Below are 20,177 nucleotides of genomic sequence, written 5' to 3' on the forward strand. Positions count from 1 at the left end.
TGTCCCGGAACACGAATAATGCCCTTACGACTTCCTATTGGGAAGCGAAAGGGCTGAAAAGTCTGCTTTCACGTTATCTGGAACTTTGTTAACCTTTTGGAACCGCCGTATGCGGACCCGCATGTACGGTGGTGTGAGAGGACGGAGGCTTACCGCCTCCTCCTACTCGATTATAGTTACATTCATATGGATACAATAGAACTTAGGGATTTTAATTGAGGAGGTAGCTATGTTCGAATTTGAGGCTAAATTAGTTAGACCTGATGCAAGTGGTAGCTGGACTTATCTTAACGTCCCTTTTGATGCCGAACAAATATTTGAAACAAAGTCCAGGGTACAGGTTAAAGGAAGTGTAAATGGAATCCCCTATAGAGGAACGCTTATGCCCCATGGAGACGGAAAGCATTTTATGGTGGTAAAGAAAGAACTGCGTGATTTAGCGAAAGCTCAACCTGGTGATATTGTGCATGTGACGATGGAGCAAGATCATCAATTACGGGAGGTAGAAGCCCCAGAGGATTTTCTTGATGCGCTAAGTAGCCATGAGCAGGCAGAAGCTTATTTTAAAGGTCTGGCTTATTCTTATCAGAAGGAATATGTGTCTTGGATCGAAGCAGCGAAAAGACCTGAAACCAGAGCATCTCGTATCGAAAAATCAGTCAGCAAACTGGGTGAAGGATTGAGGCTCAAATAAAATTATGAAGAAGTGCTTAGCAGGCTGAATAGATGAACAGCGTCCTCTTCCATAAGATTGGAAAGGGACGCTGTTAATGTTGGTGATATGTGCGAGTTTGGCTTAAATAAGAACGGCTACCTCACCACAATTCACAAACTTAATACTTTCGATTTTTACTGACAACTCACCTGAAGGTATAGCTAGCTGACATGTACTGCCGATCTGAGCTAACAGCAACTGCATACCAATAGGCGAGAACATTGAAATCTTGTTATCATTGGGTTCTGCCTGGTTTGGAAATACGATGGTGTAGGTATCTGTAGTATTGTCGTCTAAGTAGCGTAGCTGAAGCTGACTTCCAATCAATACGAGTGAATTCAATTCTTCTCCATTAAACCGGGAAAGTAATTGTTCCAGCTCGGAGCAATAACGGGACAACAGCGTTTCAGCATTACTTCTTTGTTTGCTTCGTTCCGGGAAATACTGATTTAGAAATGCAATTTTTTCCTCATCAAAATAAATAAGCTGCTGGACCAGTTGTGTCCTTGAGCCTTCATAAATTAGACTATGGTTCATAGTAGATTTCACCCCCTCTAAGTAACACATTCTTTGTAAATTTGTTATGACGCGTTGCCATATTAAAATCCCTCCTATGCAAATAGAGGTCCCCTAGAGGGAACCTTCTGATCAGTATAACAGCTTCTATATGTAAATCCAATCCATTTTGCATAGGCAATTAATTCTTACTAAATATTGTATTTAAAACGTTTGACTATTATATAGTTGGGTGCTATGATAGGCTGATGTTATAGGCATTTCGTAGAAAATTGCGGAATGCCTATGCTATATTTTGAAGATAATTTCACATTAAATGTTACCAGGGGAGTGATACGCCATGTACATTTCGTTGAGTTCACCTATAGAATCTAGACATAAAAAGTAACTAAAATTTATTAAAGGAGAGATCAGGATGATTCAAGTAAAAGAGTTTGTAGATGCTGATAATTCGTATGCTGAGAATAAGGCTAATGAGTTCTTGGCAGGGCTGCGTGAGGATCAGATTGTGAATATCAGTTACGGTTCGGTAGTTAAATCTTCACGTGATGGGGCAGAGCATCAAAGAAGCAGTATACTGGTCGTGTATAAGACAAATGAAAGGCAATAACTGGAATACGTTTTTTTCGTGCTTATCTGTTGTCTCCACGCTATGCATCGTGATCGTACTTATTTATTATATGTTTTAGCTTTTCTTATGAAAAAAGAGGACCTTTCCCATTTACGGGTAAAGGTCCTCTTTGATTGTATAAGTGCATTTACAGTCTTATAACCCGCCTGGGACGGATAATCCTAAACCGGATGCAACACGCTGTCCCAGTTCTGAATCAGCTTTATAGAAATGAACAATTTGACGAAGTTTAATATCGTTATTTTCAACTGGTGTCATAGCGCCTACGATATTTTGAACAAGACGGGTACGTTCTTCTTCACTCATCAGACGATACAAGTTACCAGGTTGTGTATAATGGTCATCACTATTATAGGAGACACTGTCGGCATTTCCAGATACTTCGAAAGGTGATGTTTTGTACTGTGGTGCTTCTTTAGGTCCACCTAAGCTATTAGGTTCGTAATAGGCACCGGATCCGCCATTGTTGCCGAGTGCCATGCCACCGTCACGTTGATAGTTCTTCACTTCCACTTTTGGACGGTTGATAGGCAGGCTGTTATGGTTAGGACCTACACGGTGACGATGAGCATCGCCATAAGCAAACAGTCGACCCTGTAGCAATTTATCAGGAGAAGCTTCAATACCAGGGACGAACGAGCCAGGAGAGAACGTAACTTGCTCTACTTCCGCGAAGTAATTCTCTGGATTGCGATCCAGTACCATGCGGCCTACCTCAATTAATGGATAATCTTTTTGCGACCATACTTTGGTTACATCGAATGGATCAAAGCGGTAAGTGTTCGCATCTTCAATCGGCATAATCTGCACGTAGAGCTTCCACGCTGGGAAATCCCCTTTATCAATAGCATTGAACAAGTCTTCTGTATGAAAATCTGGGTTCTCCCCGGCGATTTTGGCGGCAAGATCTGGAGCAAGGTTCTTAATGCCTTGTTCTGTTTTGAAATGATATTTCACCCAGACGGCATTGCCTTCGGCATTTACCCATTTGAAGGTGTGGCTTCCGAACCCGTGCATATGTCTCAGCGTAGCCGGGATTCCGCGATCTGACATCAAAATCGTAACCTGATGTAGAGATTCCGGCGATAAAGACCAGAAGTCCCAAACCGCATTAGGGTTCTTTAAGTGTGTCTGTGGATCACGCTTCTGTGTATGAATAAAGTCGGGGAACTTGATTGCATCACGAACGAAGAATACAGGTGTATTGTTACCTACGAGATCATAGTTTCCTTCTTCGGTATAGAACTTCACAGCAAAACCACGGGGGTCTCTTACAGTATCAGCAGAACCTAGCTCCCCAGCTACCGTTGAGAAACGGATGAAGAGTGGGGTACGCTTGCCTACCTCAGATAAAAAATCGGCTTTAGTATATTGAGTTAAATCCTGAGTGACCTCAAAATAACCATGAGCGCCAGCACCCTTAGCATGAACGACACGTTCTGGAACACGTTCTCTGTTAAAGTGGGCTAATTTTTCAAGCAGATGGACATCTTGCAGCAAAGTAGGACCACGATCACCGGCTGTCATTGAATTTTGATTGTCGCCTACTGGAGCACCCCAGCTGGTCGTAAGATTATTATTATTATTGGAGCTCATGAATAGAATCACCTCGTAAGATTTGATTTTAGATTTAGTATAAGTTCTATATTAATGTTTTTTGGGGAAAATGCAACACTTTTTGAATAATTGACACATTACAGTATGTGGTAATCGTCGTCCCATTCAGATATATATGATAGATAGAGTGATTAATTACTAAGCAGAATTAAAAAAGAAACAGCGCACCTCAACCATCACTGGAGGGTGCGCTGTTCTATTTTGATATAGAAATATCCGTACTCTGTACTTAATTTTTAATGTACATTCTGTTGTAGTATTCATCCAGCATTCTTTTGGTGGCAAATTCGGTGCGAGTGGTTTCGATGCTCTTCTGCATCATTTGTACCCACTGTTCACGATTCTCATAATAGGTTGGGAGTACTCGATTCAATAGGGTGTCGTATAGCGCATCACTATCATGCTTATCCAGAACCTCGAAGTCAGTAGTCTCGAAGCCGTCTCCAATTTGCCAGCCATTCTCGCCATCGATACAGGCTTCCGGCCACCAGCCATCTAGAATAGAGCAGTTCAATACGCCGTTCATGGCTGCTTTCATCCCGGAGGTACCACTTGCTTCCAGTGGCCTACGCGGATTGTTGAGCCAAATATCTGAACCGCGTGTCAGCTGTGCGCCGATAGTCATATCGTAATTCTCCAAGAAGACAACACTCTTTGGATATTTTTTCATCATCGCCACTAAATTGCTGACGATTTTTTTGCCGTTATCATCGAGTGGATGGGCTTTGCCAGAGAAGACGATTTGTATTTTGCCAGACTCCAGATAAGGCTCAATAATTTCCGGCTGCGAGAAGATCAGATCACTACGTTTATAAGGAGCAGCTCTACGTGAGAAGCCAATGAGTAGATTGTCAGCATTTAGACTAATGCCGGACCGTTCTTTGATGAAATCAATCAGTTCACCCTTAATTTCCTTATGCACTGTCCATAAATCGCTATTTTGTTCATAGGCTTGTGTCATTCTTTCATCTACCCAGGTAGGGGTATGAATGGCATTAGTAATGCCAATGATGTCCGATCTTCCAGCAACCTCTTTCCACATCTTATTGGCTGTATCCGCATGAAGCTGAGCCACTGCATTGGAAATACGGGAGAGTCGCAGACCGGCAACCGTCATGTTGAACGGCTCACCACCGATACGCTCCATCTGGTCGCGGGTTAAACCATTGAATGCACTCATATACTCTAAGCGGTCGAGTGGATGGGTTTCGTTGCCTTCTTTAATCGGCGTATGTGTAGTGAACACAACCTCTTCCCGAGTAGCTTTCCAAGCTTCCTCAAAGGTGCTGCCTCCGGACATTTTCTCACGGATGAGCTCGATGGCTGCTAAGGCTGCATGGCCTTCGTTGAAATGATAGACATCAATCGGAATGCTCAGAGCACGCATAGCTTTTACTCCACCAATACCAAGTACGATCTCTTGTGCGATCCGTTCCTCACCGAACCAGCCGTACAATTGTCCAGTAATCCAAGCATCATTATTCTCGGGGATATCCGTATCCAGTAAATACAACGTGCTGTTGCCAAAATAATCAGTCTTCCATACTTTGCACACCACATCGGTCTTTCTGACTTTTACAGTTACCTTCACCCCAGTATCTTCAAGAAAATCATAAACATAATTGTGATAGGAGTCGTAAGGATTACCGTTCGCATCAATTTTTTGATCCGTATAACCTTGTTTCCACTTCAGCCCGATAGGGATGATAGGAGCATTGATATCTTTAGCTCCCTTAATGTAGTCACCTGCGAGAATTCCAAGTCCTCCGGCATACATTTTAAAATCGGAATGTAACCCGTACTCCATACTGAAATAAGCTACTGATGGTAATTTTTGTTCGTTCACTTGATAAGCCTCCTAATCGCGGATTAGATTGAATTGCAGTAAAGCTGCTGGCATTATCTACGATGCAAACGTTTGCTCAAAAAACAGTCAACAACCGTTGTGGAAGCGATTGCACCATCATTCTAGCATACTTTATCTACAAAAGCATAACGTCAATTTGGTGAAAATAGCCAATTAGGGGCAAAATCAACGGAAGTGATTGATAAAGTCAAGGGAAGACCCTAAGATAAAGAGATTGAAGAAATAATTATTGGTGGTGTTTAAGTTGGGTATAGTTGTGATTGGAAGCTTGAATATGGATATGGTAGTACGTGCGAACCGGGCACCGAATGCAGGAGAAACGCTTATGGGACAAGCATTTGCTCTATCTCCCGGTGGAAAGGGAGCGAATCAAGCCGTTGCCGCAGCACGTCTGGGTGCTGAGGTTAGTATGATCGGAAGCGTCGGAAAAGATACCTTTGGAAGCGAAATGCTGGAGATTATTAAGCAAGAAGGTATTCATATAGAACATATCTCAGTGAGTGAGACTGAGGCAACAGGTGTAGCTTCAATCGTTATTGAAGAAGATGGAGAGAATCGGATTATCGTTGTACCTGGAGCGAATATTGATCTCTTTGTAGAGGATATACAGGCGTTAGAGTCTATAATTAGCCAGGCTGAGATGATTGTGATGCAGCTTGAAATGGAACTGGCGATGAGTGAGCATGCTATTGCCATTGCGCATCGTCATGGAATTCCGGTCATTCTGAATCCAGCACCAGCTAGAGTGCTTAAAGACGAGATGCTGGGTCAAGTATCGTTTCTGACACCTAATGAGACGGAAGCGGGAATTTTGACTGGAATGACGGTAGATAGTTTAGAGACTGCTGAGCAGGCAGCCCGTATATTGCTGCAAAAAGGTATTAAAAACGTGATCATAACCTTGGGAGCTAAAGGCGCACTGATCGTTAATGCTGAAGGCGCTAAGTCAGTTCCGGGATTCCCGGTCAAGGCGATAGATACGGTTGCCGCCGGAGACTCATTCAATGGGGCATTAGCCCAGCAATTGGTCTTAGGAAAAACGTTGGAAGAAGCAGTGAGCTTCGCTAATGCTGTTGGAGCACTGGCTGTAGGGAAAGAAGGCGCGATCCCATCGCTGCCGCAGTTATCAGAGGTTGAACAGTTTCTAAAACATGTATCGGCAGTAAAATAAACAATACAGAATTTATAGCAGACGACTGGATAAGGGGCTGAAATAATGAGCAGGACAGTAATCGTTAAAAATGTGATCATTGGCGAAGGAATCCCTAAAATATGTGTTCCGTTGATTGGAGCTACCTTGTCTGAACTGAAACAGGAAGCCGAATCATTAAAAGAACTTAGTCCCGATTTAGTGGAGTGGCGGACGGATTTTTTTGATGAAGTTGAAGACGTAGAGGCGGTCATTTCAGCACTAAAAGAAATTCATTCTGTAATTCCGGAGTTACCGCTGATTTTTACTTTTCGGAGTGCCAAAGAAGGCGGCGAGAAGCAGGTTAGCACGGAATATTACATAGCATTGAATATAGCTGCTGCTGAAAGTGGTCTAGTAGATATCATTGATGTTGAATTATTCAATGAGGAACAGGATGTAAAGCTACTAGTCGAGACTGCTCATGCTCATAACGTGTCTGTCATTATCTCGAATCATGATTTTCATGGAACACCTTCTCAAGAGGAGATCATCTCGCGATTACGCAAGGCACAGGAGCTTGGTGGGGACTTGCCTAAAATTGCGGTGATGCCTCAGGATACAGGGGATGTACTGACTTTACTGGAAGCTACGCATATCATGAAAGAACAATATGCAGATCGCCCGATTATTACAATGTCCATGGCGGGAGCTGGGGTAATTAGCCGTCTGGCCGGTGAAATATTTGGTTCTGCGATTACCTTTGGAGCGGCGCATAAGCCTTCAGCACCTGGGCAGGTAGCTGTGGGTGAGCTTCGAAATGTACTATCGCTGCTGCATCGCAGTCTATAGGAGTTATTAGCAAGTTTCCGGAGAATAGAAATAAGAGCGGCGACCGGATTTCCGGTGCCGCTCTATTTCTGTTTCATTATTTTGTTCCCGTGTATACGTGAACGGCATCTCTTAGGAATTCAGCAAGTCCAGGACGGTGCTTGTCGTAGTACTTAGTAAAACGTTCATCATCCACATACATTTGCGCTACGCCAGCATGTGCTTCTTTGGAATAGGAATCCCAGTAGAAGGAGAGCCACTGGCGGTGCAGGTCAGCACTTTTTTGTGCCAATACACTGGCAGAATCTCCATGCTCCATCGCTTGCAGAAGCGTCTCGAACATTTCCTCCTCAAGCTGCTGTATAGCCGCATATTGTTCTTCTGTCATACCTTTAAGCTTCTTGTTAGATTGATCTACAGTGCTGTCCCCGTATTTCCCCCGAATTTCTTGACCGTACTTCTTCTCGTTATCCTCTACCAGCTTTTGCTTAAAGCCTTCGAATTTCTCAGCGTCACTCATAGTCATTCTCCCTTCTTGGTGAGCCAGCGTCTGTTCGACGTTAGCGATTAGTAGATCTAATTGATGTCTCTTTTCAAGCAGCTTGTCATGATGCTCCCGTAGCGCTTTGGCTCCGTCGAATGACGGTTCAGTCAGAACAGCTTTGATACGCTCCAGACTTAAACCAAGCTCTCGATAAAATAAAATTTGCTGTAGTAGATCCACTTCGGCGCGGCCATAGATACGATACCCCGAGGAGTTGATTCTCGCCGGCCTAAGAATGCCAAACTCGTCGTAGTAGCGCAGGGTTCGCGTACTGATTCCAGCTAGCTCAGCGAGCTTCTGTACTGTGTATTCCGTAGTATCACCTCCCACAAATTTAATGTACACCTTTACGTAGCGTGAAGGTCAAATGTTTTTTTATTCTACCCAAAACAGCGGCAGTTACCCGCTAAAGATCATTGGGAAGACTGCCGCTGCTATGATTTGCTGATGATTGAAGTTATTTTTGACCCATCTGTGCCGCAAAATAATTCTGTAATTCCTCTAATTTCCGAGGATCAACTAGGGTTGTTTTGTCTGAGAAGTAGTGTTCAAGAACAAGGTCCCAGGTAGGTACTATTTTTTGTGAGTTCATCGCTTTAATAGCGACTTTGACCGTCTTGCGTTCTTTGGCATTAGAAAAGGTATCTACGTAATGCTGTGAGCGCTCAAAATCCAAATCCTTAAACACAGCGCGGAAGATTTCCGAAGTCATCTTTGCATCATCCAACGCACGGTGAGCAGATCCAGAAGGTTCAAGTTCAAACAAAGCCATCGCGCCTTCGACACTGATATCATTGCTTAGGCCGCGAGCTCGCAGCACACCCTTCAGCAGATCGAAATACGTAGCAGACATCCAGTAGGAATCGTCCATCTTGTGCATACGCACATCCTGAATGATTCGCTTCATGTCCTCGCCGCCCCAAGTAAGCAGCAGCACTCCGTCCGTACTTAGATCAAGCCACTCTCTAAACGCAGTGATGACTTTTGGAAAGCGGGCTGCGATATCGATTTCCTCTTGAGGAATACCGGTTTTTTTCTTAATGAATGAATTAAGGGTGGAGAAATATATGGGTTTGATCAAGGAAGAAAATTCATCCTTATACTGCAATGAAGAGTCTAACCGGACAGCTCCAATCTCAATGACCTCCATAGGGTGCTCACTGGCAAACTTACGGCCGTTGAATTCGATGTCCAGAATAATATAATCCACAGGTACTTGCCTCCGTTCCATGACTGACGCTGTAGTGCTTAATACGTCGACTACTCTATTTTAACAAAAAAAGCGATGTAATGGGGAGTATGGGAACAAGCTAATATTGGAACATAAAAAAGAACCAGCACTATGCGGGTTCTTTTTATAACTATTAATGAGCAAAAAGATTGCAAACAATAAAGTAAGACGATTAATGTTCTGAACCGGCAGCAGGTTCAGGCTGATGAATTGGCTGTTCTAGTAGGACAGATCCGTCTTCAAGACGAAGCCAGGTATCGAAGTCTTGGGTGCCTTGGGTCAGTCTGATGACGCGTGCGCCCCGCATAAAGCCTTCTTTTCCATAAGTATTGTAGCCAGTCGCCCGCCCGTAGCAGAGGCGTATGCCGTACAGGTTACCCGTAAAATCGTTAATATGGTCATGCCCGCAAAAAGTGCCGAGCACATCGCCCATTTCAAGCAAAGCGGTGAACAATCCCGAGTTAACATGTGGTGAGCATACACGCTCGAGCTTTTGTCCATGACAGACTTGTGTTGACCATACTTCCTGGTATTCAGGAATCGGGATATGGAAGAAAGCCAATGCAGGTAGTCTATTTTCAGCAGTCTTCGGATTCAGCCGAGCGGATTCAGTAGTTAGCCAGTTGATCTGATTCCGGCTAATCCAATTGTAGCCAGGGATATGCTCCATCTCGGAGTAACTGCCCGAGTCAACAAAATAAAGGACAGCAGCCGCTTGGCCATCCTGATCTTTTATTTCAAGCGTGTAATTGCCTGAACCTTCAAGATCCTCTGGACCGGCTTCGGCCAGACAGTGGGGATGTTCTAATGCAATCTGCATCAATTCACTGCGGGAAATCAGGGTTTCTGTATCATGGTTACCAAATACGAAGGCCCAAGGGGTACCTGTTTTCTCCACAGCAGCGACAGCATCCCGAAAAGCTTGGGCGGGGTCTTCACACGCCTTTTCACCAGGTGAGACAGGGGCGGTGTATATTAGATCTCCCGTGAAGACCACAAGATCAGGTTGTTCCGCTTCCAGTACGCGTTCCATCAGTTCCCGGGTACGCTGGTCTTCGGCTCTTCCATCCATCCAGTGAAGATCAGTGAATTGTACAATTTTCAAGGTTCCATCTTGCTGAAATGATAAGCTGTGTCTCATTCGGGTTATCTCCCTTACTGTCTAATATAGTTATCCAATCCAGATCCGCTGTGTGAAATAATCACCGGAGTTCCTACCAATCATAATATCAAATTCCCCAGGTTCAAAGACCAATTGATCATCTTTTCCATAGAACATCAGCATATCTCTAGTAATCTCGAAAGAAATCACTAGTTTCTCATGCGCTGCGAGTGTAATTTGTCGGAAGCCCTTCAGCTCCTTGATCGGGCGAACGACGCTTGCACTGACGTCATGGATATAGAGTTGAACGGTTTCCTTGCCAGCGATGTCTGAAGTATTCTCCACCTCAATAGAGGCAACAACCGGATCGGCAGCATCTACATTGAAGTTGCTGTAATCGAAACTGGAGTAGCTCAGACCATAACCAAAGCAGAACAGAGGGTCATTAGGGCAATCCAGATATCGGGTTACATAACGTACATTGGGATATAAGGGATCATAGGGGCGTCCCGTCTGATAGGCATTGTAATAAACAGGAATTTGCCCAACTGAGTAAGGGAAGCTCATAGATAAACGAGCGGACGGATTATAATCTCCGAACAGCACATCAGCTAATGAATTTCCGGATTCTGTACCCAGAAACCAGGCTTGGAGCAAAGCATCGCTGGCCTCAAGAACAGGCTTAAGTTCCAGCGGTCGGCCGCTAAATACAATGGTAACAATCTTTTTGCCGGTATCTTTCAGACGCCAGATCAGCTTCTCCTGATTGGTCGACAGGCGCAGATTGGTTTTGCTTCCACCTTCCCCGGTATCCTGCTGATTCTCGCCGACAGCCGCGAGAATTACATCGCAATCTTTCAGCTGTTGGAAGGCTTCCTCGATTTCATCCTCCACATCAAAAACACCCTCCAGCATGCTTCCCAGCTCCCCAGTCATAGCTGTAATAATATTCGCGGGAGATGTTTTCTGAGAGATGCCGTTGTAGAGTGATACTGCAGGGTCCTTTTCCGTTCCAGACCAGCCGCCAAGCACATGAATAGAGGTGGCGAAGGGACCGGCCAATCCAATCTTCATACCATGTTTAAGGGGCAGAGCGTCATTGTCATTTTTCAGCAGTACCACTGAGCTGGCACCGAGCTCTCTCGCGGCTTGCAAACTCTCCACGCTTGGCGTAGGCGCCTCATCTACTAGTGGATCTGCATCCTTGAATGGATTGTCAAACAAGCCGAGAGCGTCCTTGAGTTCTAGCACTCTAACAACGGCTTCATCGATCAAGGAAATATCAAGCTTGCCTTCCTCGACTAGACCCGCACCATGGTTTAGATAATGGGTGGACATCATTTCAATATCAAGTCCGGCAGCCAGACTTTTCTCCGCTGCTTCGCGACCATCTTCGGCAGCACCATGAGGGATTAGTTCATTAACAGAATTGAAATCGGCGATGGTAACGCCGTTGAAGCCCCATTCCTCACGCAGAATTCCGCGTAGAAGTTTGGAATTTCCGCTTGCTGGTATACGATCAATTGTATTGAATGCAGCCATCACCATGGCAACACCAGCATCTACGGCAGCCTTATAGGCTGGCAGATAGAACTCACGTAAAACGCCGAGGGACATATCTACCGTATTGTATTCACGACCGCCTTCGGGAGCGCCGTAACCGGCGAAGTGCTTCACACAGGCAGCGATACGTCCTTTTTCTTTCAGGTCTTTGCCCTGATAACCCCGTACCATGCTTTCGGTTACACGGGCATTCAGGTAAGGGTCCTCACCAGTGGTTTCCATAACCCGTCCCCAGCGCGGATCGCGTACGAGATCCGTCATAGGTGAGAAAGTCAGGTGAATGCCGGCAGCCGCGCTCTCCTTGGCCGCAATTTCAGCAAACCTTTCGCAGGCTTCCAGATCAAAGCTACAACCTATCGCTAGTGGAATCGGAAGGATGGTTCTGTAGCCATGAATGACATCCGCCATGAAGAGCAGGGGAATTTTCTGTCTGCTGGCTTGCAAATGCCGGGTCTGTAGATCGATTACATTTCTAGCTCCAATCCCGTTCAGAACACTTCCGATATTATCCATTACCTGTGACTTAATGTTCAGTTCCTTGAATGGACCGGTTAAATCCACGGTATCATCCAATCCCCAATAGTGAGGGCCTAGCTGGGTTAATTGGGCCAACTTTTCTTCTAGCGTCATATCGTTCACAAGATCTTGGATAAACAGTTTAGTCATGGTTAACACCTTCCTCGTGAGCGCATTGAAAGTTATTGTGACAAATAGATGTGCAATACCAATAAGAAAGCGCTTGCTATTTGAGTTCGCCGCTGTGCACACGCAGATAAATATAATTGGATGAGACATGAAATAGATAAGAACGGGGAGTTCATCATCAGAGCTCATGTTAGAGGCTGACATGTTTGAAAAAGAACAAATAGAAACGTTTCCATTAACGATACATATCGATCTTAGTCCGAAGGCCATAAAAAGTCAATTATCTTCGTGAAATCGACCGATTCACTATATATAGGATGTTAATTGTGATTTTTATTACTAGAAAATCAAAAATAAAATGAATTGACAGCGCATACATCTAGGGAGTATGATTTTCGTACAGGGAGTTTCAAAGAAATTATGGAAACGTTTCTATATCATCCGATACGCTTTATCATAAAGGATGAGCAAGCAGTTTCATACTGGTTGCGGGACAAGAAAGGAAGCTAAATTATGCATGTGACGGAATGCATCTTTCAAATTGGAGGTGGGCTCATTGGCTAGAATTAAGCTTGCGGGAGGGAATATTTTCCGGGAAGTCATTAAGAACAAAGTTCTTTTTCTGATGTTGCTGCCTGTAATCCTATATTTCCTTATTTTTCACTATGCGGTAATGCCTGGCGCTTACGTCGCATTTGTAGATTACAAGCTCAATAAGGGTATTTTCGGTAGTAATTTCATTGGCCTTAAGAACTTTGAGTTCCTGTTTCAAAACGGTGATCTCTGGAATATTACCAAAAATACACTACTCTACAATGTTGTATTTCTTGCCTTGGGGAATATTATTCAAATCGTTTTCGCCATTATGTTATCTGAAATAGCAGGTAAGTGGTTCAAGAAGATAACGCAGTCCGTCATTCTTCTTCCAAACTTTATCTCTATGGTTATCGTCGGTGTGTTTGCCTACAACTTGTTCAACTTCAACTCAGGTTTTATTAATACGATGTTTGTAAGCTTGGGGTTAGATCGTTATGAATTTTACTCTGATCCTGGGATTTGGAAGTATATCATTGTTGCCTTTAAGATTTGGGCTGGAACTGGATACGGTATGATTGTCTATTTGGCAACCATTACAGGAATTAATCATGATTTGTATGAGGCGGCCTATATGGATGGAGCTACGACCTGGCAGCGGATTCGCTACATGACTCTTCCAATTCTGAAGCCTACTTTTATTCTATTGCTGTTGTTCGGATTGGGTGGCATTCTTAAAGGCTCCTTCGACCTATTCTACAACCTGATTGGTACTAACTCCGTGCTGTATCCGCAGACGGATATCATTGATACCTATGTCTTCCGTTCATTAGTGGGGCAATTCAACTTCTCCATGGGTGCGGCAGTCGGCTTCTATCAATCCTTATTCGGTCTGATTCTGGTACTGGTGATAAACTTTATTGTTCGTAAGGTCGAACCAGACAGCGCATTATTCTAAATTCAGAAACGAAATAGGGGTGATATCAGTGGAACAATCAAAAATCAAGCAGGATTCTGGCAGTATTCTCATTAAAGCGGTCAGCTATCTCTGCATTACAATCTTTGCACTATTTTGTGTATTTCCTTTTGCATTAATGATCTCTTCCTCGTTCATGAATGAACAGGAAATTGTCCGTGAAGGCTATAAGCTCTGGCCAAAGGAATTCTCAATAAAGGCTTATGAATTGCTGTTAAATAACTCTGGCAAACTAGTAAGTGCTTATCAGGTTACGATTTTTATCACCGTAGTAGGTACGGTACTTGGACTATTCATGATGTCAATGGCTGGGTTTGTACTTAACCGAAAAGATTTCAAATATCGTAATTTCTTCTCCTTTATGATTTACTTTACAACGCTTTTCAGCGGTGGTTTGATTCCAACGTATATCCTGATGGTCAAACATCTTCATATGAAGGACAGCTTATTCGCCATGATCCTTCCGGGTGTAGTGGGCGCTTGGTCCATCTTCCTAATGCGTAACTTTATGAAAGCTATTCCGGATTCCCTATATGAATCCGCTACAATTGACGGCGCCGGTGACTTCCGCATCTATTGGCGGATATTCATTCCACTAGCAGTTCCATCCTTAGCTACGATTGGATTGTTCTCGGCACTGGGCTTTTGGAATGAATGGTATAACGGAATGTTGTATATCGACGATCCGACGAAGTATCCGCTTCAATACTTCTTGCAGCGAATGGTCAATCAGGCGAATCTCGGAGCGCTAGTCAATTCGGGGGCGGTAATCAATACTGCTGATCTTCCGACGCAATCCATTAAAATGGCTACAGCTGTGCTAGCTACTGGACCTATTATTCTTCTATATCCATTTGTACAGCGTTACTTCGTAACAGGCCTCACAATCGGGGCAGTAAAGGGTTAATGGACGTCTCCTTTTCGAAGGCGCGTTTATTATAAATCAAGCAATCATTATTAACAGAAAAAAAGGGAGGTTTACCTAATGAAAGGTAAAAAAATGGCGTCTTCTTTACTAGCTGTCCTAATGCTTACGGGGGCACTTACAGCTTGCTCATCATCCAAAGACAATGCTTCTAGCAATGATGCAGCAGCTACTAAATCACCAGAAACATCTGCTAACAATACAGGAGGAGTCGATACTTCCAAAGAAGCTAAGCTGACGTACTACTTGTGGGGCAGTGAAGGTGTTCAAAATAAGGCGATTCTAGCTGAGATTAACAAAAAACTCAAGGCAGATATCAATACAACTTTAGAAATTAAATATATCGACTGGCCAGATATTGCAACGAAATATCCATTGCTATTTGCTTCTGGTGAAAAATTTGATTTGTCACATGCTTCTCCTGGAGCACCGGTAAACTACTATACATTAGCAAGTGAAGGTGCATTGGTAGACATTACTGACATGCTCGACAAAGTTGCTCCTAAGCTGAAGGCAGAAATTCCAGCAAGTGTGTGGGAAAATACGAAGGTCAAAGGTAAAATCTATGGTGTTCCGAGTCTTTATAGCGAATATACACCAAGCGGTTATGCTTATCGTGTAGACTTGCTGAAAAAATACGGCATGGAAAAAATTGCATCTATCGACGATATGGTTAAATACATGGACAATGTAGTTGCCAATGAATCATTCCCACCTATTAATGGTAAAGCTGAAGATGCACAAAATATGTTCAGAATGCTCGTAGATACTACTGGTCAGTGGCTTAATGCACCAGGGATCTCAACAAATGAAATCAATTTAGTGACTAAGAGCGCAGAGGACTACAAAACAGTATTCTCTCCAGCCTACACCCAAGAATTCGAAGATTGGGCTGTGAAGATGCGTGAATGGGCAGACAAGGGATACTGGGGCAAAGATGTACTGTCCTCATCACTTGGAAGCAAGGATAACTTCAGAGCAGCAAACTCCGCGGGTTACTTGACGCATACTCAGGACTGGCTCGGTCAATATGGCGGGGATAAGACGGCACTACCAGGGGTAGAAACTGATTTCTATACTTTTGCAGAAGCTAACAAGAAGATTAAACGTAAAATGGGTGTTGATAACTCTACCGTAATTAGTGTCAACTCTGAGAATCCAGAGCGCTCTCTGATGGTGATCGAGAAGTTCATGACTGACGAAAGCTACTACAACCTCATCCAAAACGGTATTGAAGGTAAGCAATATGTCATGGAAAATGGAGTTAAAAAGCAGCCTGCAGGCTTCAACGAAAAAACAGACGGCGGAGGTTTCGCTGCTTGGTCACTTCGTAATGACAAATTCGTAGTTCCTACGGACACAGAGAACCCAATCCGTAACTCTCTGTTCGCAGAGTGGGATAAAGTGGCTATCAATGATCCATACAACGGCTTTACTTTCGATCCAGCGAATGTTACTACAGAGATTGCTTCGATCTCCAACGTAAATTCCCAGCTTGGTGTTCAATTGATGCTTGGTAAAACAAGCAAAGATCCTAAAGCTGCTGTAGCGGAATACCGTGAGCAACTGAAAAAAGCAGGAATTGACAAGGTTATTGCCGAAGTAGAAAAGCAATTGGCTGAGTTTGTTCCAGTGAACTAAAGAACGTTAAAAGGTGTAAGGGAGCTATAGTAGCATATAGCTCCCTTACTTATAAGTGGGGGAGTATAGTGGACGTAAATATCAAGGATATCGCGCGGATTTCCGGTGTGGGCATCTCGACGGTTTCCAGGGTCATCAACAATAAGGGGCTGGTGAGCAAGGCTACACGGGAAAAGGTTCTGAATGTTGTTAAGGAATACAATTACATTCCCAATTCCAATGCGAGAAATCTAAAAACTACGGAGTCTAAGAACATTGCACTTATGGTTAAGGGGATTACGAATCCGTTCTTCTCTAATATGATCAAAGAAATCGAGCGGCAGGCTAATCTGCGAGGGTACCCTTTCCTCATTCATCAGGTAGAGGATGGAACGGATGAAATTAATGCGGCGATTCAGCTGACCAAAGAAAAGAATCTATGCGGGATCATCTTCATGGGCGGAACTTACAATCATTCCGAAGAGAAATTCAAGCAGCTGACGGTTCCTTTTGTACTGACGACGATCACCTCCACACAAGAGGTGGACCCTGATATCTTTTCTAGTGTCACCATTAATGAATTGAAGGAAGCTTATAAGGCCACCAATTACTTGATATCACTTGGACATGAGAGTATTGGTTTTCTAGCCAAGTCCCCATTACTGGATGAAACGACAGGCAACCGGCGTTATTTGGGCTACAAAAAAGCACTGGAAGAACATAATCTGCCTTATGATGCACAGCTTGTGGAGGATTGTGAATACAGTCCTAGCTCTGGATTTGATGCAGCGCGAAGATTACTTAAAAGGAATAAGGGAGTAACCGCAATATTTGCAGCCTCCGACACGATTGCTATCGGTGCTGCCAAAGCGGTGCTTACCGCAGGGTTGTCTATTCCGGATGATATTTCAATCATTGGCTTTGACGGGATCGAAATGGCTGAATATTTTCATCCTTCACTTGATACGATCAGCCAACCGGGTACAGAAATGGCTTTATCCAGTGTGGGCGTTCTGTTTGATCTAATTTCTGGACGGTCAGCTCATCAGCATATTGTCTACGATGCGGTATTGCTCAAGCGAGGCTCTTGCAAGATGCTCAAAACACTTAAGGTTTAATACTGACTATAAACGCTATCACTGGAGTGGTAACCCAAATGCAAGACACATTGAGAATAGGTACTCTGGTTCGTGGCGGGGAGGCCGTCACCGTGATTCCGCAAATCGTTCAGCATGGTTTTGAATCCTTTAACCTGAACTTTTGGCAGACCACAGGTGAAACCAATCTTGTAGAAACAGCTGCACGACTTAGGGAACTAGCTGCTGAACATGATTTTGTCATCTCTTCTGTTGGGATTTATGGCAATCCACTTTCAGGAACAGGCGACAACGCTGACACACTCGCCAGCTGGGAGCGATTGATTGATCATGCCCATTTATTCGGCACAGATATTATCGGCGGATTCACTGGACGTCTTCCAGGTTCTTCGATTGACGAGTCGATTCCGAGATTTGCAGAGGTGTTTAGTGAATTGTCCAAAAGGGCAGCCGATCGTGGCCTAAGAATTGCTTTTGAAAATTGCTCTATGGGTGGAAACTGGCAGGCTGGAGAGTGGAATATCGCTCACAATCCTTCAGCCTGGGAGAAAATGTTCAATGCTGTACCAGCAGACAATCTGGGTCTGGAATGGGAACCGTGCCACCAGCTGATAGGCCTCATTGATCCGATTCCACAGCTACGCAAATGGGTGAATAAGGTATTCCATGTACATGGCAAGGATGCCACTATTGCCTGGGATATCGTCAAGGAATACGGAATTCACGGACCTAAGTCTTATGTGTGGGACCGGACGCCTGGCTTCGGAGATACGAACTGGGTGGATATCATCTCGATTCTGCGCCAAGCCGGCTATAAGGGAACTATTGATATTGAAGGCTGGCATGATCCTGTCTATCAGGGTGAACTAGAAATGACTGGACAAGTACATGCTCTAAATTATTTGAAGTATTGCCGAGGTGGCAGTTTTGTCCCTAATCCGGTGTAAAGGATATCAGATAGTAACAACCCAAAAATGACCTCAAAACCCACAGTGAAGTGGAGGATGAGGTCATTTTTATATGCATAGCTTAATCCCGAATAAGATATCCTTGCCCAAGCTGGATTTCATTAAAGCCTGCCATGTGGCGAGCTTGAAAGCGGATCGGCTTAAATCCACCTATAATAATGATGTTTTTGAGATCCGCAGCCCCATCTGAAGGCAGTGAAAAGGATTTGATATAGGTGAATTCTTCCGCGAGCGTGGTGTGAATCGCGTTAATATGTGGGTCATTCTCACCTTTTCCCATTAGATTCATCAGGAGATACCCTTCGGGATTCAGTTTTGAATGCACGATGCTGAAAAATTCACTGGAGATTAAGTGCCTCGGCGTACCCGCGGCGGTAAAAGCATCCAAGATGATGTAATCATATTTCTGTGGTTCTTCACCTTCAAGGATCTGACGTCCGTCACCGATCACTACGTTATCTTGGATGTATCCAAAATAGCGGCGGCTTAATTCGACTACTTCGCTGTCTAGTTCAGCTACTTTAAATCTTTTGTCTAGAAAATGCCCAGCAATCGTTCCAATCCCATGTCCAATAAGAAAGGCTTCCTCGAAAGAGGGAGCATTGAATTCCATCAAGTGAATGATGGCTCGCGGATATTCAAACACAACTCGTTCTGGGTGATGGAGATCCATCGCACCTTGAATGGCCTGATTGGAAAACTGCATGACGCGGAACGCACCTTGTTCACCGTATAGTTCTGTGGTGTCATAGACGGTGATTTCATGATTATCACTACTCGTATGAATCTGTGATTGCAAGTGATCAAGCTCCTTATACGATAGAAATTCGTTTATATTCATTGGGTGTAACGCCGACTACACGTTTAAAAAGCTTATTGAAATAGGCGGGATCGCCATATCCAACTTCTGCTCCAATCTCGTGAATCTTTAGGTCAGGGGCATTCTTGAGCAGATGCTTGGCTTTACGTAGCCGGATTTCCGTAATGTAGTCCGCTAATGTAAGACCAGTCTCTTGTTTGAACAGCTTACTTAGATAGCTTGGTGTCAAAAAAACCATATTCGCTAAGGTGTTCAGATCCGCTCGATTTCACTGAATCTCATACTGGACGCGATGCTTTCATCCAGACCAAGATAGGGCAGACCTTTGTAGAGGGCCTCAAATTCTTGCAATTCTTTCTGCGCAGATTCAACAACCCATCGGCAATCACGGAGAATTTGATCAGGCACAGCTTGTTGTGATTTCAGCACTGAGAATAAGTTATGCACGCGCTCTAAAGCACCATCCATATTCAGGATCTGCAGATCATGGATTAATGGTTCCTTGATCGCATTAAAGGCTCAAGAATATTGATCTCAGGCTGCTGAATGTGCGGTATCATTATAGGAACTGCTAGTACCTACATGCAGTATTATACCATTGGCAGAGATACAAATCCTATCGCCGATTTCATTCCTATCGCTGTCTAAGAGTTGCTTTGCAGAATACAGGATACAGACGTGCAGTCCATTTTGAATCTCTAAGCTGTCGATACTAAATGCCATCTCTTGCCGCAGACTGTCTACACAAAAACAGACGGATTCTCTTGATCTTCCTTTGAACACAAAGACTGAGAAATAAGGCTGGGGCAAAGTAAGGCTCGACAACAGCAAGGGGGAAGGGGCTCG

The 20,177-nt window shown here is 44.0% G+C and carries 19 protein-coding genes and 1 pseudogene; 10 read left to right on the forward strand and 10 right to left on the reverse strand.

Annotated features, from left to right (window positions below; genetic code table 11):
* A pseudogene (locus L1028_RS31485) lies at positions 1-92 on the forward strand (group II intron maturase-specific domain-containing protein); the annotation flags it as partial.
* Positions 93-229: 137 nt separating this feature from the next.
* Positions 230-694 carry a YdeI/OmpD-associated family protein gene (locus tag L1028_RS13020; RefSeq protein WP_234534445.1) on the forward strand — a complete coding sequence of 155 codons (465 nt, stop codon included), beginning with the start codon at positions 230-232 and terminating at the stop codon, positions 692-694.
* 102 nt (positions 695-796) lie between these two features.
* Here L1028_RS13020 and L1028_RS13025 read toward each other — a convergent pair whose 3' ends face one another.
* Positions 797-1,252, reverse strand: a complete 456-nt coding sequence (locus L1028_RS13025; RefSeq protein WP_060625163.1) for a GreA/GreB family elongation factor — start codon at positions 1,250-1,252, stop codon at positions 797-799.
* Between the two features lie 394 nt (positions 1,253-1,646).
* Between L1028_RS13025 and L1028_RS13030 the strand changes: the two genes are divergently transcribed.
* On the forward strand, positions 1,647-1,841 hold the full coding sequence (locus tag L1028_RS13030) for a sporulation protein Cse60 (protein ID WP_234534447.1): 195 nt from the start codon (positions 1,647-1,649) through the stop codon (positions 1,839-1,841).
* A gap of 156 nt (positions 1,842-1,997) precedes the next feature.
* On the opposite strand, the gene katA is transcribed toward L1028_RS13030, so the two are convergent.
* Both katA and glgP read right to left on the reverse strand, forming a co-directional pair.
* The gene (gene katA / locus L1028_RS13035) at positions 1,998-3,458 is read right to left on the reverse strand and encodes a catalase KatA (protein WP_234534449.1); all 1,461 of its coding nucleotides are present in this window, start codon (positions 3,456-3,458) and stop codon (positions 1,998-2,000) included.
* Positions 3,459-3,708: 250 nt separating this feature from the next.
* The gene (gene glgP / locus L1028_RS13040) at positions 3,709-5,325 is read right to left on the reverse strand and encodes an alpha-glucan family phosphorylase (protein WP_234534452.1); all 1,617 of its coding nucleotides are present in this window, start codon (positions 5,323-5,325) and stop codon (positions 3,709-3,711) included.
* A 256-nt stretch (positions 5,326-5,581) separates the two neighbouring features.
* Here glgP and rbsK point away from each other — a divergent pair, with 256 nt between their 5' ends.
* Together rbsK and aroD are read left to right on the forward strand one after the other, a co-directional pair.
* Complete coding sequence (rbsK, locus tag L1028_RS13045) at positions 5,582-6,517, forward strand: ribokinase (protein WP_234534455.1); 936 nt, start codon at positions 5,582-5,584, stop codon at positions 6,515-6,517.
* A gap of 45 nt (positions 6,518-6,562) precedes the next feature.
* Entirely contained in the window at positions 6,563-7,327 is a 765-nt protein-coding gene (gene aroD, locus L1028_RS13050) for a type I 3-dehydroquinate dehydratase (protein ID WP_234534457.1), read from the forward strand.
* 76 nt (positions 7,328-7,403) lie between these two features.
* Here aroD and L1028_RS13055 read toward each other — a convergent pair whose 3' ends face one another.
* The 4 genes from L1028_RS13055 to bglX all read right to left on the reverse strand — a co-directional run bounded on the left by L1028_RS13055 (position 7,404) and on the right by bglX (position 12,412).
* On the reverse strand, positions 7,404-8,195 hold the full coding sequence (locus L1028_RS13055; protein ID WP_234534459.1) for a MerR family transcriptional regulator: 792 nt from the start codon (positions 8,193-8,195) through the stop codon (positions 7,404-7,406).
* Between the two features lie 112 nt (positions 8,196-8,307).
* Positions 8,308-9,060, reverse strand: coding sequence for a 3'-5' exonuclease (locus L1028_RS13060; RefSeq protein WP_234534461.1), 753 nt, complete (start codon positions 9,058-9,060; stop codon positions 8,308-8,310).
* 193 nt (positions 9,061-9,253) lie between these two features.
* Positions 9,254-10,222 (reverse strand): metallophosphoesterase family protein, encoded by a 969-nt coding sequence (locus L1028_RS13065; RefSeq protein ID WP_234534463.1) that lies wholly within the window; start codon positions 10,220-10,222, stop codon positions 9,254-9,256.
* Positions 10,223-10,252: 30 nt separating this feature from the next.
* Positions 10,253-12,412: a beta-glucosidase BglX gene (gene bglX, locus L1028_RS13070; protein ID WP_234534464.1), complete on the reverse strand. Its 2,160-nt coding sequence runs from the start codon at positions 12,410-12,412 to the stop codon at positions 10,253-10,255.
* Positions 12,413-12,938: 526 nt separating this feature from the next.
* Between bglX and L1028_RS13075 the strand changes: the two genes are divergently transcribed.
* The 5 genes from L1028_RS13075 (at position 12,939) to L1028_RS13095 (ending at position 18,490) form a co-directional block, all read left to right on the forward strand.
* Entirely contained in the window at positions 12,939-13,883 is a 945-nt protein-coding gene (locus tag L1028_RS13075) for an ABC transporter permease (protein WP_423803040.1), read from the forward strand.
* Between the two features lie 28 nt (positions 13,884-13,911).
* Positions 13,912-14,808, forward strand: a complete 897-nt coding sequence (locus L1028_RS13080) for a carbohydrate ABC transporter permease (protein WP_197069743.1) — start codon at positions 13,912-13,914, stop codon at positions 14,806-14,808.
* Positions 14,809-14,886: 78 nt separating this feature from the next.
* Positions 14,887-16,467 carry a DUF3502 domain-containing protein gene (locus L1028_RS13085; RefSeq protein ID WP_234534468.1) on the forward strand — a complete coding sequence of 527 codons (1,581 nt, stop codon included), beginning with the start codon at positions 14,887-14,889 and terminating at the stop codon, positions 16,465-16,467.
* Between the two features lie 68 nt (positions 16,468-16,535).
* Complete coding sequence (locus L1028_RS13090) at positions 16,536-17,564, forward strand: LacI family DNA-binding transcriptional regulator (protein ID WP_234534470.1); 1,029 nt, start codon at positions 16,536-16,538, stop codon at positions 17,562-17,564.
* 38 nt (positions 17,565-17,602) lie between these two features.
* Positions 17,603-18,490, forward strand: coding sequence for a sugar phosphate isomerase/epimerase family protein (locus L1028_RS13095; RefSeq protein WP_076299082.1), 888 nt, complete (start codon positions 17,603-17,605; stop codon positions 18,488-18,490).
* Positions 18,491-18,572: 82 nt separating this feature from the next.
* Here the strand turns inward: L1028_RS13095 and L1028_RS13100 are convergent, their stop codons facing one another.
* Genes L1028_RS13100 through L1028_RS13110 form a run of 3 tightly spaced genes read right to left on the reverse strand, consistent with a single transcriptional unit; the run spans position 18,573 to position 19,778 of the window.
* Complete coding sequence (locus L1028_RS13100; RefSeq protein ID WP_423803038.1) at positions 18,573-19,352, reverse strand: spermidine synthase; 780 nt, start codon at positions 19,350-19,352, stop codon at positions 18,573-18,575.
* Positions 19,324-19,569, reverse strand: coding sequence for a helix-turn-helix domain-containing protein (locus tag L1028_RS13105; RefSeq protein WP_234534474.1), 246 nt, complete (start codon positions 19,567-19,569; stop codon positions 19,324-19,326). The genes L1028_RS13100 and L1028_RS13105 overlap by 29 nt, the downstream gene beginning before the upstream one ends.
* A gap of 14 nt (positions 19,570-19,583) precedes the next feature.
* Positions 19,584-19,778 (reverse strand): hypothetical protein, encoded by a 195-nt coding sequence (locus tag L1028_RS13110; RefSeq protein ID WP_234534476.1) that lies wholly within the window; start codon positions 19,776-19,778, stop codon positions 19,584-19,586.
* Between the last annotated feature and the right edge of the window lie 399 nt (positions 19,779-20,177).

This window comes from Paenibacillus pseudetheri, assembly GCF_924513355.1.
Classification (GTDB): Bacteria; Bacillota; Bacilli; order Paenibacillales; family Paenibacillaceae; genus Paenibacillus_AQ; species Paenibacillus_AQ pseudetheri.

Excerpts from the sequence above, each read along its gene's own strand:
- L1028_RS13020 (WP_234534445.1), top strand. The coding sequence starts at position 230 with ATGTTCGAATTTGAGGCTAAATTAGTTAGACCTGATGCAAGTGGTAGC.
- L1028_RS13025 (WP_060625163.1), bottom strand. The coding sequence starts at position 1,252 with ATGAACCATAGTCTAATTTATGAAGGCTCAAGGACACAACTGGTCCAG.
- L1028_RS13030 (WP_234534447.1), top strand. The coding sequence starts at position 1,647 with ATGATTCAAGTAAAAGAGTTTGTAGATGCTGATAATTCGTATGCTGAG.
- katA (WP_234534449.1), bottom strand. The coding sequence starts at position 3,458 with ATGAGCTCCAATAATAATAATAATCTTACGACCAGCTGGGGTGCTCCA.
- aroD (WP_234534457.1), top strand. The coding sequence starts at position 6,563 with ATGAGCAGGACAGTAATCGTTAAAAATGTGATCATTGGCGAAGGAATC.
- L1028_RS13065 (WP_234534463.1), bottom strand. The coding sequence starts at position 10,222 with ATGAGACACAGCTTATCATTTCAGCAAGATGGAACCTTGAAAATTGTA.
- bglX (WP_234534464.1), bottom strand. The coding sequence starts at position 12,412 with ATGACTAAACTGTTTATCCAAGATCTTGTGAACGATATGACGCTAGAA.
- L1028_RS13085 (WP_234534468.1), top strand. The coding sequence starts at position 14,887 with ATGAAAGGTAAAAAAATGGCGTCTTCTTTACTAGCTGTCCTAATGCTT.
- L1028_RS13095 (WP_076299082.1), top strand. The coding sequence starts at position 17,603 with ATGCAAGACACATTGAGAATAGGTACTCTGGTTCGTGGCGGGGAGGCC.
- L1028_RS13100 (WP_423803038.1), bottom strand. The coding sequence starts at position 19,352 with ATGAATATAAACGAATTTCTATCGTATAAGGAGCTTGATCACTTGCAA.
- L1028_RS13105 (WP_234534474.1), bottom strand. The coding sequence starts at position 19,569 with ATGGTTTTTTTGACACCAAGCTATCTAAGTAAGCTGTTCAAACAAGAG.